The organism is Serpens gallinarum (genome assembly GCF_014836765.1).
In the GTDB taxonomy this organism is placed as follows: domain Bacteria; phylum Pseudomonadota; class Gammaproteobacteria; order Pseudomonadales; family Pseudomonadaceae; genus Serpens; species Serpens gallinarum.
This window is the reverse complement of record NZ_JACSQG010000001.1, coordinates 642,372-656,204: the sequence shown is the minus strand read 5'-3', so window position 1 is coordinate 656,204 and position 13,833 is coordinate 642,372. Positions and strand designations below refer to the sequence as shown.

At 62.6% G+C, this 13,833-nt stretch carries 10 protein-coding genes and 1 pseudogene; 5 read left to right on the top strand and 6 right to left on the bottom strand.

The window, feature by feature from the left end; genetic code table 11:
- Positions 1 to 210 precede the first annotated feature (210 nt).
- The gene (locus tag H9642_RS03035) at positions 211 to 696 is read left to right on the top strand and encodes an LEA/WHy family protein (protein ID WP_251834924.1); all 486 of its coding nucleotides are present in this window, start codon (positions 211 to 213) and stop codon (positions 694 to 696) included.
- A 35-nt stretch (positions 697 to 731) separates the two neighbouring features.
- Here the strand turns inward: H9642_RS03035 and H9642_RS03030 are convergent, their stop codons facing one another.
- Positions 732 to 1,886, bottom strand: coding sequence for a toxin-antitoxin system YwqK family antitoxin (locus H9642_RS03030; RefSeq protein ID WP_251834923.1), 1,155 nt, complete (start codon positions 1,884 to 1,886; stop codon positions 732 to 734).
- A gap of 255 nt (positions 1,887 to 2,141) precedes the next feature.
- Between H9642_RS03030 and H9642_RS03025 the strand changes: the two genes are divergently transcribed.
- On the top strand, positions 2,142 to 3,494 hold the full coding sequence (locus H9642_RS03025) for an MATE family efflux transporter (RefSeq protein ID WP_251834922.1): 1,353 nt from the start codon (positions 2,142 to 2,144) through the stop codon (positions 3,492 to 3,494).
- 29 nt (positions 3,495 to 3,523) lie between these two features.
- Here H9642_RS03025 and speA read toward each other — a convergent pair whose 3' ends face one another.
- From speA to H9642_RS03005, 4 genes are all read right to left on the bottom strand, one after another.
- Positions 3,524 to 5,434: an arginine decarboxylase gene (gene speA, locus H9642_RS03020; protein WP_251834921.1), complete on the bottom strand. Its 1,911-nt coding sequence runs from the start codon at positions 5,432 to 5,434 to the stop codon at positions 3,524 to 3,526.
- 101 nt (positions 5,435 to 5,535) lie between these two features.
- A complete protein-coding gene (locus tag H9642_RS03015) occupies positions 5,536 to 5,907 on the bottom strand; it encodes a translation initiation factor Sui1 (RefSeq protein WP_251834920.1) in 372 nt (123 codons plus the stop codon).
- 244 nt (positions 5,908 to 6,151) lie between these two features.
- Positions 6,152 to 6,688, bottom strand: a complete 537-nt coding sequence (locus H9642_RS03010) for an NUDIX hydrolase (RefSeq protein ID WP_251834919.1) — start codon at positions 6,686 to 6,688, stop codon at positions 6,152 to 6,154.
- Between the two features lie 2 nt (positions 6,689 to 6,690).
- Positions 6,691 to 7,743, bottom strand: a complete 1,053-nt coding sequence (locus H9642_RS03005) for a DUF2333 family protein (protein WP_251834918.1) — start codon at positions 7,741 to 7,743, stop codon at positions 6,691 to 6,693.
- Between the two features lie 222 nt (positions 7,744 to 7,965).
- Between H9642_RS03005 and H9642_RS03000 the strand changes: the two genes are divergently transcribed.
- The 3 genes and pseudogenes from H9642_RS03000 (at position 7,966) to H9642_RS02990 (ending at position 13,197) form a co-directional block, all read left to right on the top strand.
- Positions 7,966 to 9,600, top strand: a complete 1,635-nt coding sequence (locus H9642_RS03000) for a diguanylate cyclase (RefSeq protein WP_251834917.1) — start codon at positions 7,966 to 7,968, stop codon at positions 9,598 to 9,600.
- Positions 9,601 to 11,118: 1,518 nt separating this feature from the next.
- Positions 11,119 to 11,619, top strand: a pseudogene (locus H9642_RS18405) (methyl-accepting chemotaxis protein); the annotation flags it as partial.
- A 258-nt stretch (positions 11,620 to 11,877) separates the two neighbouring features.
- Positions 11,878 to 13,197: a bifunctional DedA family/phosphatase PAP2 family protein gene (locus H9642_RS02990; protein ID WP_251834915.1), complete on the top strand. Its 1,320-nt coding sequence runs from the start codon at positions 11,878 to 11,880 to the stop codon at positions 13,195 to 13,197.
- 53 nt (positions 13,198 to 13,250) lie between these two features.
- Here the strand turns inward: H9642_RS02990 and H9642_RS02985 are convergent, their stop codons facing one another.
- Complete coding sequence (locus H9642_RS02985; RefSeq protein WP_251834914.1) at positions 13,251 to 13,829, bottom strand: LON peptidase substrate-binding domain-containing protein; 579 nt, start codon at positions 13,827 to 13,829, stop codon at positions 13,251 to 13,253.
- Between the last annotated feature and the right edge of the window lie 4 nt (positions 13,830 to 13,833).

The following is a 13,833-nucleotide window of genomic DNA, read 5'->3' as shown; positions in this document are numbered from 1 at the left end:
ATACCGACTCGATTGACCAGGCGCGTGAGAATGTAACGGTCGCCACTCTACCTGATGCGGCCATTCATCTGTGCCGGCGAGGTGATCCGGTATAAGCCGCGATTGCCCAGAACGCACGACCTGCCGTGCGCTACACTCGGCGCCGATCTTCGGGAGCAAAGCAACATCTTAAAGGTCGAACCTCTCCCATAGCCGTAGCGGAAGCCCTCAATGCCCAGTCGTTCGCTGTCCCGAATCTCGCGTGTGCTGATCAGCGCCCTGCTGCTGGCCACGCTTGCCGCCTGCGCCAACCTGGCGCCTCGCGATCCGTTGAAGATCGATCTGGCCGGCCTGGAGCCTTTAGCGGGACAGGGCCTGGAAGTGCGCTTCAAGGTGAAATTGCGCGTGCAGAACCCCAATGACACCAGCATCGACTTTCATGGCGTGGCGCTTGAGTTGGACATCAACGGCCAGCCGCTGGCCAGCGGCGTAAGCGATCAGCGTGGCAAGGTGGCCGGTTTCGGCGAAACGCTGATCGAAGTGCCGGTGACCATTTCCGCCTTTTCAGCCCTGCGTCAGACCTGGGGGCTGGCAGGCTATCAGCCCGGCCAGGGCGTGCCTTATGTGATCCGCGGCAAGCTCGGCGGCAGCATGCTCGGCTCGGCGCGTTTCAGTGATTCGGGCGTACTCGATTGGCCTGCACCGGCCCAGCGCTGAGACGCGCCAATCGGTTGCGGTGCTCAATACGCGCCTCAGAAATAGCCTCGCCCATGTGGCGCAGCAGTGTCGGAGGTCCCGCCTTGCTTTGGCTGCAGATGTTCGGACTGCAGCACGGCGCCGGTCTGGGGGTCATACTCGATGCGCAGTAACGGCGTGCCATTGGGATCCAGGCGAATTTCCAGTCGCAAACGTCCCTGCTCGTCAAAACGCTTGTGGCTGCCCACGCCAACGCCTCCTCTCTGGGCGCCGCGGTAGCTGAGCTTGCCGTTTTCCCAGTAGTGCTCGACCCGCAGCACCGGCTGCGACGTCGCCTCGGTGCCAGGTTTCACAAAGCGGCGTTCCTTTAGCTCTCCGTTGGGATACCACTGAGTACTGTGAGTGATATGCCCTTGCTTCCAGACAGTTTCCTGCACGAGCTGGCCATTTTCTGCCCATTCTCGCTCCCGTCCTTCGCGCAGACCTTCGGCCTGGTTCCGGCCTCGTCCACGAAACGTACTTTCCGCTTTTAACTGACCATTGGGGAAATAACGCACCGTAAGCTGTTCGTCATTGATCAGCCGAAAGGAGCTGCGCAAACGCCCCCATTCGTCCAGCTCGTCGCGACGTTGCAGCTCACCGAGCAGCCAGCTTTCCTGCCTCACCGGCCCATGTTCTCCGTGCAGCACCACTTCGCTGGGTTGCCCGGCAAATCCGCACCACTGCCGATCCAACTCCTCCAGCAAGGGTCGATGGCCGCACTGCAGGTTGCTCAACTGACCGTCGACAAGAAAACTCGCCGCAGCCCGTTCGCGGCCATTGGCATCAATCCAGGCAATCCGGCTCAGCCCTCCGTCCGTGCGATAAAATTTTTCCAGGCCCATCCGGCGCCCATCCACGTGGGCCATCTGGTAACGCACCGTGCCAGTGCTGTAGAACTCGCGCAGGTCCCCGTGCAGATTGCCGGCGGCATCAACCTGAAACTCACGCAGCAAGCGCCCCGCCCCATCGTACTGGCGGCGTATGCCTTGCTCGAAGGTCTCATACGGCTCTGCCGTTGCTGGGCTCGCGCTCTCGTCGAAGCACTCTGGTAAAGCGGCGCCCAACACACCCAATGCATCCAGGCGATAAGTCCACATTGACCAGGCCAACCCAATCAGCACGATCATCCACAGTCCGGTACCCAGCCGGCGACATTGCCAGCGCTTCATTGCCGATCTCCTTATCGTTCTTCTCCGCCATCCTGGCAGGGGTTCCCAGGCCTTTTCAGACACACCGATAGGCCCAGATGCGAAGCTCTGGACCTCTGGATTGCGGAAAAGGAGTGTTGCTTGCCCAAGGGCAGTTATTGCCCCAAGCCTGCTCAGACTAGCAGCGTTCAGAACGCTAACCGGGACTTTCAGTGCCGCTGTGCATGTCCGCTGTGCCTGCAACCGTTATAGTCGGCGGTCGCTGTGGAGTGCCTTATGTCCGTGATGTTGAATGCCTGGCGCCATGCTCCGACCCATCGCCGGGTCTGGGCGCTGGCCGTCCCCATGATCCTGTCCAATCTGTCGGTGCCGCTGGTAGCACTGGTCGACACGGCCGTGGCCGGCCATTTGCCCCACGCCCACCAACTCGGCGCGGTAGCGGTGGGCAGTACTCTATATGTGATGATCGTCGGCACCCTGGGTTTTTTGCGCATGGGTACCACAGGCTTTGCCGCCCAGGCCAGTGGGCGTGAAGATGGCGGCGCCTTGCGACAGGTGTTGCTGCAAGGCCTGGTGCTGGCTGTGCTACTGGCGTTGCTGCTAGGCAGCTTGGCGGTACCGCTGAGCACCTTTGCCCTCGGGCTGATGAACCCCTCAGCCGAGCTGCACGACCTGACGCGCGAATTCTTCCATATCCGCCTGCTCGGCTTGCCCGCCGCCCTGGCCAACTATGCGCTGGTCGGCTGGTTCCTCGGCTCGCAGAATGCCCGCGCACCCCTGGCCGTGCTGCTCACCACAAACATCACCAATATTGTCTTGTCGTTGTGGTTTGTGCTTGGCCTCGAGTGGAGCGTGGCCGGTGCTGCCTGGGCGGCGGTGCTCGCCGAATGGAGCGGGGTTTTGCTCGGCCTGCTGCTGACGCGCTTGGCCCTGCGTCAGCAAACGGGCCGGCTGGACGTTCACGCACTGCACCGCTGGCGTAACTGGCGCCCGCTGCTGGCGGTGAATCGGGACATTTTTATCCGCAGCCTGGCGCTACAAGGCGTGTTCTTTCTGTTCACTGTGCAAGGCGCACGCCTGGGCGACGCCACGGTGGCGGCCAATGCCTTGCTGCTGAATGGGCTGCTGGTCACCGCCTACGCATTGGATGGCCTGGCCCATGCAGTCGAGGCGTTGTGCGGGCACGCCATCGGTGCTCGCGACCGGCTTGCCTTGCGCCGCGCCTTGGTGATCAGCGGGGGTTGGTCGCTGCTGGCCAGCCTGCTCTTTGCCCTGTTGTTTTTCAGTGGTGGCGAGGTGTTCGTCAATCTGCAGAGCGATATTGCCGAGGTGCGCGCGGTGGCCCATGGATACCTGCCGTATCTGGCTCTGCTGCCGCTGATTGCGGTCTGGAGCTACCTGCTCGATGGCCTGTTCATTGGTGCCACGCGAGCCCGCGAAATGCGCAATGCCATGCTCATCGCCGTGGCCCTGAGCCTGCCCTTGGGGCTGGCGTTGCGCCCCATGGGCAATCATGGTCTGTGGCTGGCGTTCCTGACCTTCATGGGCATCCGCGGCCTTTGTCTGGCTACTATGGGTTGGCGACTTGCGCGCCATGACCGCTGGTTTGCGCCGACACCGCAACCGTAGAGCGGCGCGACCGCCCTACGGTTGGGTAATCACGTGGACAGGTACGACGACCGCGTCAGGCCCAGGCGCAGCGCATCGAGGAACTGGGTGCGTTCGCGGGCAGTGAGCGTGGCGCTGGCCACTTTGTCGCGGTAGAAGGTCATCAGTTCTTCCGGCGACAGGTGCACGTAGCGCAGCATGTCCTCAATGGTGTCGTGGGTTTCGATGCCGGCGTGGTAAACGCTGCCATCGGGACGCTGATAGACATTCACCGAGTCGGTGTCGCCGAACAGGTTGTGCATGTCGCCGAGAATTTCCTGGTAGGCCCCGACCAGGAACACACCGAGCAGGTAATCCTCGCCGGGGCGTACCTCATGCACCGGCAGGCTGGTTTCGATGCTCTGTTCGTCTACGTAGTGCTTGATCTTGCCGTCCGAGTCGCAGGTCAGGTCCTGCAGCACGGCGCGGCGCAGCGGCTCTTCATCGTGGCGATGCAACGGCGTGATCGGCAGGATTTGGTCGATTGCCCAGGTGTCCGGCAGGCTCTGGAACACCGAGAAGTTACAGATGTATTTGTCTGCCAGCTTGTCGTTGAGCTCATCGAGCACCGCGCGGTGCGAACGTTGGCGGGCCTTGAGCTGGTTGTACAGGCGCCGGCAGATGGCGAAGTAGCACTGCTCGGCCAGGGCCTTCTGCGGCAGGCTGAGCTTGCCGGCGGAATACTGGCTCGATACCTCGCCAATAAAATGCGTGGCTCGCCAGTACGTCTCGGCGACCATTTCCGGGTCGGTGTCACCCAGCAACCCGATCAACTCCTGCAGCGTCTCAGGATGCTCCACCTCGGCGTCGATGACGGGCGTTTCATCGTTGTGGCGCTCGACATCGGTCACCTGCACCACCAGCACCGCGTGATGGGCAGTCATCGCCCGGCCGCTTTCAGAAAAGATATGCGGATGCGGCAGGTCCTGCAGGTCGCAGAAGCCCTTGAGCATGCCGACCACGGTGGCGGCGTAATCATCGATGTCGTAGTTGATCGAACTGGCGTTGCGCGAATGGGTGCCGTCGTAGTCCACGCCCAGGCCGCCGCCGACGTCGATGTGATCGACCGGCAGTCCCAGCGCGCGCAGCTCACCGTAATAACGGATCGCTTCACGAAAACCCTGGCGGTAATCGGCGATATTGGCGATCTGCGAGCCCATGTGGAAATGCAGCAGACGCACGCCCTGATCCAGCCCGGCGGCGCGAAAGCGTTCGATTACGGTCAGCAACTGCGCGGCGGACAGACCGAACTTAGATTTCTCACCGCCTGTATCGGCCCACTTCGACGAGGACAGCGACGACAGGCGCACGCGCAAGCCGATCTGCGGAGCGACCTTGAGTTCGGCCGCCTCCTCGATGACCAGCGCAACCTCGGATTCCTTCTCGATCACAATAAACACGTTGTGACCCAGCTTCTGGCCGATCAGCGCCAAGCGGATGAACTCGCGGTCCTTGTAGCCGTTGCAGACGATGGTGCCGCCCTTGGGCGCCAGCGCCAGCACCGCCATCAGCTCAGGCTTAGAACCGGCCTCCAGACCAATGGCGACGTTTTCGGTGGCGATGATGTTTTCCACCACCGCTTCCTGTTGGTTGACCTTGATCGGGTACAGCGCGCTGTAGCGGTTCTGGTAGTCGAGCCGCTCGATATGCGCGTCAAAAGCACCCGTCAGTTGGCGCACGCGGTCCTGAAGAATGTCGGGAAAACGCAGTAATAACGGCAGCGACAAACCACTGCCGCGCAATTGCTGCACCTGCTCGAAGACATCGATGGGCTTGCCGAGGCCGGGGCGTGGGTTAACTTCCACCCGCCCGGCATCATTGATCGCAAAATAGCCTGCGCCCCAGTGACGAATGCCATAGACACTGCGACTGTCCGCTACGGTCCAGCTGCTGCCATCGTCCTTGCGTGTACGTCGAGCCATTGTTTTCTCCAGCAAACCTCAAAGTCGCCCAGAGCCTGACAGCTCAATACGGGAATGGGAAGGGTGGGCAAACTATCCGCTGCCGCTTTTTTAACCGGCGCTCAACCGCCGGATTTCTTGGCCTTGAAGCCACGCTTGATCAGTTCGTCCAGCAGCAAGTCGACATGCTCACCCTGGATTTCAATCACGCCCTCCTTCAGACCGCCACCGCAGCCGCAGCGTTTCTTCAGCGCGCTGGCCAGCTCCTTGAGTTCCGCTTCGGCCAGGGGCACGCCCGTGATGGTGGTGACCGTCTTGCCGCCGCGACCCTTGGTTTCGCGGCGGACACGGGCAATACCGTCGCCAGCGGGAATCTGGCTCTGCGAGCAAATGCAAGCGGCCTGCGGCTGGCCACAATCGGGACAATGCCGGCCGGCATCGGTGGAATAAACCAAACCGCCCAAAGCGGCGAAGGAAGAGGTTTTCTTGGACATTACAAAGTCCTCGCAAGAGCACGGGGCGCGCAGTGTAACGACAAACACGCCCTGCCCCAATCGGTGCACAGGCGACGACGGCGCCGAGTTGTAAGGCGGCGTCGCTCGACTCAAAAAGATAGGCGAGTTCACCACAGCTGGATGAGCACCCCGCCAGTGGGGTGTCTTTCTGGCGCGCCGCTGCCGAGCCGATGGGCTGCCGCCGTGCCTGCGTATCCAGCCAGACGAAGGGGGCGCGGCCAGCTTACGAAAGGGAATCCAGATACAGGCGCAGCGCCTGCAGCGAGTCCGGGCAGAAAGACTGCCCTGGAATGCTCGCCAACACTTGATCTACGGGCTGAAAGACCGCTTCCAGTACTTCTTCGGCTTGCAGGCGCAGCGCGGCGTCGGAAACCGTCGAATACACTGCGCCCCACAGGCGATTGCCCGGTGTGTCGTGGAAAAAACGGCCATGGGCCCGTAGCTCGACCCCGGCTATGCCCAGCTCTTCTTCAAGCTCACGGGCCGCGGCTTGGGCATAGTCTTCTCCGGCATCCACCATGCCACCGGCGGCCACGTCCCAGTAGCCTGGATACAGCGCTTTACTCAGGGCCCGCCGATGCACGCAGAGCTCACCGGCCGAATTGAACAGCAGAATGAACGTGCAGCGCCCAATCAGGCCCCGCGCGCGTAATTCGGCGCGCGGCAGGCAACCCAGCAACCGGTCCTGCTCGTCGACCCAGGCGACGGATTCGACATCCGACGCCGCCCGGTGCGCCTGTTCGGCTGCGCTAATCGACATCGTTACCCCTGACTAAGCAATTGGCGCAGATCGATGACTGCGGCATTGGCTCGTGAGATGTAGTTGGCCATGACCAACGAGTGGTTGGCCAGCACGCCATAGCCGCTGCCGTTGAGCACCATCGGACTCCAGATGGTTTCCTGAGCGGCTTCGAGCTCACGAATGATCTGCCGCACACTGATGGTCGCGTTCTTCTTGGCCAACACGTCGGCGAAATCCACTTCGATGGCGCGCAGCAGGTGTGACAGCGCCCACGCCTGACCGCGCGCTTCGTAGAACACGTCGTCGATCTTCAACCAGGGCGTTTCCACAATGTCTTCGCTGAGCTGCAGCGACTGGCCGGCGCCGGTGTTTTCCAGATCGGCGTTAAGGCGTACCCGACCAATGCTCGCAGACAGGCGTTGGGACAGTGAACCGAGGCGAGTGGCGACATCACCCAGCCAGTTGTTGAGGTTGTCGGCGCGGGTATAAAAAAGTGCATGGGTCTGGGCCGGATCGGAGAGCCGCGCCAGATAGCGATCCAGCGCGCGGATACCCTGGCGGTATTCGCCTTCCGACGGCGGCAGTGCCCAACTGTTGTTGTCGAAGTTGAACAGCGGCTCGGCCTTGGCCAGGTCAGGGTCCTCGGTGGACTGCGACTGCGAGCGGGCAAAGTCCTTGCGCAACGCCCGCGCCAGGTCGCGCACCTGCACCAGCGCGCCATATTCCCAGCTGGGCATGTTGTCCAGCCACAAACCCGGCGGGGCGATGTCATTGCTCAGGTAGCCGCCCGGCTTGTCGAGCAGCGTGCGCGCCACCTGTTTGAGGGTTTCCACCGTGGTGTAACCAATCACCAATTGACGCTGGGCCTGCTGCGCTGCGGCCTGGGTGTGCTGTTGCACCGCGAAAGGCGCGGGCTCGCGGCTCCAGTACCAGCCGACGACCCAACTGACCAGCAGGAGCACAGCGATGACGATGAGTAGGCCACGCCCCAACCAGCTGCGTTCCTTGGCCGTCGCGCCGGTAGCGTTTACAGAGTCGTTTGAGCCGCCGCCGCGGTTCTTCCAGTCCAACATGGCAGTGTCCTTCCAGTTTATTTCAGTGCAGGGATTCGACCGTGACTCATCCGGCGGGTTGCGCGCCAGCATGTTTTGAGATCCGGTACCCACTATATAGGGAAGGCCGGCAGCTTGCCGGCGCGACGTTGTGAGAGCTGCTACGCAGCGTGCTCAAATGTGGCTTATCGCCGCCGCCCGGAACGGATAGCCTGTGTCTCTAATCAACAAGAGTCGCGCACCATGAGCGAACATGAACCCAGCCTGCGTCTCAAACAGCATTTTGCCCAACGCGTGATCCACCAGGCCCGTCAGGTCCTGGAATTCTGGCAGCGTTTGCAACGCGGCGACTGGAACCCTGCAGATCTGGCTTCGCTTGCCGAAGCCAACCTGCTGCTGATGCGCCAAGCCGAACGCTTTGGACAAGTCGAGCATGTGGAACTGGCGCGGGGCATCCAGCACTGCGTGGAGCGAGCCGAAGCCAACCAGGGCCGACTCGACAGTGACCTGATCAGCGATCTTGATCAGTTGCTGCAGCGCCTGGCTTACACCGGGCTGCGCTATGGCGACGACAAGCAGGTTTTTCTGCCTTCGTTGCGCAAGCCGATTTACCTGGCGCTGCTGGATCAGGAATGGGCTTCACGCCTGGTTCGTCAATTGGAGTTTTTCGGCATGGTGGCGCACTCGCTGACTACCCCCGAACATTTCCACACCGCACTGCGCGAGCGCCACCCGGCGGCTATCGTCATGGACTTCGACTTTGCCGGGCCCCGCCAAGGCCTGCACCTGATCCAGCAGCTGCAGCAGGCGCGCAGCGACAAGTTACCGGTGCTGTTCTTCAACCCAGGCGAAACCGATGCGCCAACCCGCCTGGCCGCTGTACGCGCCGGGGGGGTGGCTCTGCTCAGTGGCAACCTGGATGCCTCCTGCTTATTAGAAAAAATCGAAACGCTCACCCACAGCGCCCACCAGGAACCCTACCGTGCCCTGGTGATCGACGACTCGCGTGCCCAGGCCACGCATACCGAGCGCATCCTCAACAGCGCAGGAATCATCACCCGCGCGCTCAATGAACCGATCGATGCCCTGGAAGTCCTTGCCGAATTCCAACCCGACCTGATTATCCTCGACCTCTACATGCCCGACTGTACCGGCCCCGAGCTGGCCCGGCTGATCCGCCAGGATGAACGCTACGTCAGCGTGCCCATCATCTACCTGTCGGCCGAAAGCGACCTGGACAAACAGCTCGATGCGATGAATGAAGGTGGCGACGATTTCCTCACCAAGCCGACCCAGCCCCATCACCTGATTGCCACGGTGCGCAACCGTGCTCAGCGCGCCCGCAACCTGAAAGCCCACATGGTGCGCGACAGCCTGACCGGCCTGTACAACCACACGCATATCCTGCAGCTGCTCGAAGATGCCGGCGTGCGTGCCCGCCGCGACGGCAGGCCGTTGTCCTTTGCAATGATCGACATCGATCATTTCAAGCAGGTCAACGATCAGCATGGTCATCCCATGGGCGATCGCGTGATCAAAAGCCTGTCACTGTTCCTCAAGCAACGCCTGCGCAAGACCGACCTGATCGGCCGCTACGGTGGCGAAGAATTTGCCGTGATCCTGCCGGATACCACCGCCACCGCCGCCGCCAAGGTGCTCGACAGCATTCGCCAGCGCTTCGCCGAATTGCGCCATCCGGCCCAGCCCGATGACCTGAGCTGTACCTTCAGCTGCGGTATCGCGGAGCTGAGCGATCAGGACACGGCGACGCTCGGCCAAGAGGCCGACGAGGCGCTGTATCAGGCCAAGCGTGGCGGCCGTAATCAGGTCCGCCTGTTTGGCCCCCTCCTGTCGGCGGGTTTCACGATAACGTCATAAAAATGCAATAACTTCAGGGCATTACAGTTCAAAACCCAGCCGAGGTTGCGGATGCGCCTGAAGTTGCTGTCTCCCTTGATTACCTGCTTGCTGCTGGGCGTCTGCCTGACTCTGGGTGCAACACTCTGGTGGTCGCAGCGTGCCTTGGAGCGCCCCTATGTGCTGATGGGGCAGTACCTGGGGCTGTCCCAGCAGCTCCAGCACCTGACCCGTCAGGTGCACAGCTATCTCGACACGGGTGATGCCGTGCGTCATGCCACCGCACTGCAAGCGCTGGATGACCTCGCAGCCAGTCTCGAACAATTGCCTCCCGCATTGACTGCAACCTTGCGGCCAAGCTTCGCCGAACTGCGACGGTATACCGCCGAAGACCTGCTGGCAGCCGGCAAGCTGGCCGGCGATCCCCAGGGTCTGCTGGTACAGGCCGAACGCGAACTCAACGCTACCTTGGCGCAACTGGCCCGCTATGCAGACGCCGCTGATGGGCTCGACTCGATGCGCTATCGCGCCACACTGCTGGACGCGGCGCTGCAACTGCAACGCTTGGGCCAGACACGCGCCACTCTGGTGAGCAGTGGCCGCGATGATCTGGCTGCGGGCGTGGAACAGGCGCTCGGCAACCTCGCCCAGCGGGCCGAGCAACTGCAACAACTACCGCTGCTCGGCGTCTACGATCAAAGCCCGTCGGCGGCCAACCATTTCGCCGTGTTGCTGGACTTGTCCAGCGCCGACGAGAATGAGGGTTCCGGCGAAGACCAAGGCATTGCCCTCAAGCGCGAGCTGAGTAGTCTGATTGCACGCTATCCGGCGGAACTGCATAGCACGCGCGCGCTGATTCGTCAGCGCGGCGAATTGCACACCCGAACCCTGGAACTCGTTGCCAACCTGCAGAACGCAGTGGCCACACTCGAGCCCACCGTGCGCGATGAACATGGACGCATTCAGAGCGAAGTCGCCCTGCTGCAGGGATTGGCCATTGGCTTGATTCTGCTGGCTGCGTTGCTGGTCTACGCCTTGCAGCAGCATTTGACCCAAACCCTTGGCCGTCTCGTCCCGGCACTGGAAGCCTGGACCAAAGGCGATTTCACTCGCCCCATGGTGTTGCGCTCCAGCCTGCATGAGATCCAGCACATTGCCGCCTCGCTGAACCGGCTGCGCGACTACTTGGCGGGACTGGTCGGCAGCCTGCGCCAACACGCAGGCCAGGTAGGCGAAAGCAGCCAGGCCCTGGCCACGCTGAGCCAGGCGCTGCACCAAGGCGCCGAGCAACAGGTCGAAGGCGATGCTCAGGTAAGCGAAGCGCTGGGCTCGCTGGAGCGCACCATTCAACAGATGGCCAGCGACGCCGATCAGGCAGCTGACGCCACCCAGGCAGCGGGTCAGGCGGTACGCGAAGGGCAACAGGTAATCGACAGCAGCCTGGTCGAATTGCGCAGCCTGGTTGACGCGGTGCGCGGCAACGCGCGCGGCATTGAACAACTGGCGGCGGAAAGCGCCAGCATCGAACAGGTGCTGACGGTGATCCGCGATATTGCCGAGCAGACCAACTTGCTGGCCCTCAACGCCGCCATCGAAGCGGCCCGTGCAGGGGACAGCGGGCGCGGCTTTGCGGTGGTAGCCGCTGAAGTGCGCACCCTGGCGCAACGCAGCGGCGAAGCCACTGAGCAGATTCAGCAACGCATCCTGCAGCTGCAGCGGGCCGCAGCAGATTCACTGCGTGCCATGCACAACCAGGTTGAGCAGGCCGAACGCAGCGCCGCCCAAGCCGAAGCGGCGGATGGGGCGTTGCATGAAGTGGTGCAGAGCATTCAGAGCATCGCGCAGACGGCCCAGCGAATTGCCGCAGCTACCGCGAACCAGTCCGGCGCCGTGAGCCATATTCACGACCATAGCGACCAACTGAACCAGCTCGGCCACACCAACCTCATCCGTATCGCTGAAGCGCGCCAGCAAGGGGCGGATTTGCTGAACCTGGCCGATCGCCTGCAAGACGCGGCCAAGGCGTTCCGCATCGCCTGAAGCGGCTTCCAGAAAAATTTCACGAGCCACGGCCAACCTCCATGGGGACAACGTTTTTCCATTGTCCACCGAACGGAATGGGTAGATGTGAAAGCGACATCCGCCCACAGAGCTCGGGCGGGGTCGTCGCGAGTCGCTTGCCGCTCGCTTCATGTCCAGAATCGACACGCGCTTTTTCGCGGGGGAAAAGCAATTGCCCCTGCACTGCCCCCCACCCGGATTGCTATGCTTCGCGCCTTCGCAATGGGAGCTGCATCCATGGGACCCTGGTTCGACAGCATCAGCCTCTGGCTGGGCAGCAATCCGCAATGGCTGGGACTGGCCATTTTCATCATTGCCTGTGTCGAATGCCTGGCCATTGCCGGCATTCTGGTGCCCGGCACGGTCTTGATGTTCGCCGTCGCGGTCCTGGCCGGCAGCGGCGTGCTGAGCCTGTGGGAAACCCTGCTGCTCGGCTACCTGGGCGGCCTGCTCGGCGACCTGCTCTCCTACGGACTGGGCCGACGCTTTCACCAGAACATCCGGCGCCTGCCCGGCCTGCGTCACCACCCGGAATGGATGGTCGGCGCGGAGCTGTATTTCGAGCGCTACGGCACGGTCAGTCTGCTGCTCGGCCGTTTTATCGGGCCGCTGCGCCCGATGCTGCCGATGATTGCCGGCATGCTCGACATGCCATTCATGCGTTTCTGCCTGGTCAGCATGCTGGCCGCCGCCGGCTGGGTGATTGCCTACCTGGTGCCGGGCTGGGCCACCGGGGCAGCCTTGCGCCTGCCGCTGCCGGAAGGCTTCTGGTCGTCGGCAGGCGTGGTCACCGTCGGACTGGGCCTGGTGCTGATCATCAGTCTGCAACTGAGCCTGCGCCGCAAGCGCCTGGCTACGCCTTTGACCGCCACGCTATGTGCGCTGGCTCTGCTGGCGCTGTTCCTCGGCTGGCCATCTCTGGATGCCTTCGACAAGGGGCTGCTGGAAGTGATTCAAGCCGAGCGCAGCGTTGGCCTCGATCGCGTTATGGTGCTGGTCACGCGCCTGGGCGACTTCAGCACCCAGCTGTATTGCGGCGTGCTGTTGTGCGCGCTGCTGGCCATGCTCAAGCAATGGCGAGCCTTCGTCTTCACGCTCGGAACCCTGCTGGGCACCGCGCTGTGCAACGGTTTGCTCAAGGCACTATTCGCTCGGGTGCGTCCAGATGTACTGCTCGAACCGCTGGCTACCTTCAGCTTTCCCAGTGGCCACAGCTCGGCCGCCTTCGCCTTCTTCCTGAGCCTGGGCATTCTGGCCGGACGTGGACAACCCCCGCGCCTGCACCTGAGCTGGCTGCTGCTGACCATTCTGCCGGCCACGCTGATTGCCCTGTCGCGCGTCTACCTGGGCGTACACTGGCCCAGCGACGTACTCGCTGGGGCGCTGCTGGCCGCCACGGTGTGCGCCGCGAGTCTCAGCCTGGCGCAATGGCATTCTCCACTGCCCGCTCTGCCGTCCAAGGCCTGGTGGATTATTCTGCCCGCCTGCCTGGCGCTGCTGGGCGGCATCGCCACCTGGGAATTGCCTGCGGCCTTGGAGTCGTACCGCTACCGCTGAGACCGCCTCAACAGGGTCAGCAGTTCCCGCTTCGCTGCGAGCGGGAATAGCCCCTAACGCTGCAAATCTTCCAGCCAGCTATTGAGCCGCTTCAGGCGTTCGGCGACATCCTCACACTCGAGCAGGCTCAGCTTCTGCGCGCGACTGAATGGCAGCAGGTAGGCCAGGCGGCTGACCAGCGCTTGAACACCGCTCGGCATATCGCCCATCTCCAGCGAGGAAACCAGCGGATGTTCGCCCAGTGCCGTGAGCAGACCGAGCAAGTCGGCGTGCTCATCGGTCAATGGCATGTCCTGACCCTCCGCCAACCAATGGGCCTCGGCGACCGTCAACTGATCGTGCTGCACCTCGGCATCCTCCACGTTGAAACGCCGACCGCCTTCGACGCGGATACCCAGCAAGCCATTGGGCTGCTGTTGCCAGTCACGGATCAGCGCTTCGCAGCCAACACCGGAAAACGAGCTCGGCGCCGCGCCGACCTCCTCGCCTTCGATCAGAGTGACCACACCAAACCCTTCGCCACGCTTCATGCAGGCACTGAGCATGTCCAAGTAACGCGCCTCGAACAGCTGCAGATCGAGGATGCAACCGGGGAACAGCACAGTATCCAGGGGAAACAAGGGCAGCTTCATGGGC

Excerpts from the sequence above, each read along its gene's own strand:
- speA (WP_251834921.1), bottom strand. The coding sequence starts at position 5,434 with ATGGCTCGACGTACACGCAAGGACGATGGCAGCAGCTGGACCGTAGCG.
- H9642_RS03015 (WP_251834920.1), bottom strand. The coding sequence starts at position 5,907 with ATGTCCAAGAAAACCTCTTCCTTCGCCGCTTTGGGCGGTTTGGTTTAT.
- H9642_RS02985 (WP_251834914.1), bottom strand. The coding sequence starts at position 13,829 with ATGAAGCTGCCCTTGTTTCCCCTGGATACTGTGCTGTTCCCCGGTTGC.
- H9642_RS03035 (WP_251834924.1), top strand. The coding sequence starts at position 211 with ATGCCCAGTCGTTCGCTGTCCCGAATCTCGCGTGTGCTGATCAGCGCC.
- H9642_RS03005 (WP_251834918.1), bottom strand. The coding sequence starts at position 7,743 with ATGTTGGACTGGAAGAACCGCGGCGGCGGCTCAAACGACTCTGTAAAC.
- H9642_RS02990 (WP_251834915.1), top strand. The coding sequence starts at position 11,878 with ATGGGACCCTGGTTCGACAGCATCAGCCTCTGGCTGGGCAGCAATCCG.
- H9642_RS03010 (WP_251834919.1), bottom strand. The coding sequence starts at position 6,688 with ATGTCGATTAGCGCAGCCGAACAGGCGCACCGGGCGGCGTCGGATGTC.
- H9642_RS03025 (WP_251834922.1), top strand. The coding sequence starts at position 2,142 with ATGTCCGTGATGTTGAATGCCTGGCGCCATGCTCCGACCCATCGCCGG.
- H9642_RS03030 (WP_251834923.1), bottom strand. The coding sequence starts at position 1,886 with ATGAAGCGCTGGCAATGTCGCCGGCTGGGTACCGGACTGTGGATGATC.
- H9642_RS03000 (WP_251834917.1), top strand. The coding sequence starts at position 7,966 with ATGAGCGAACATGAACCCAGCCTGCGTCTCAAACAGCATTTTGCCCAA.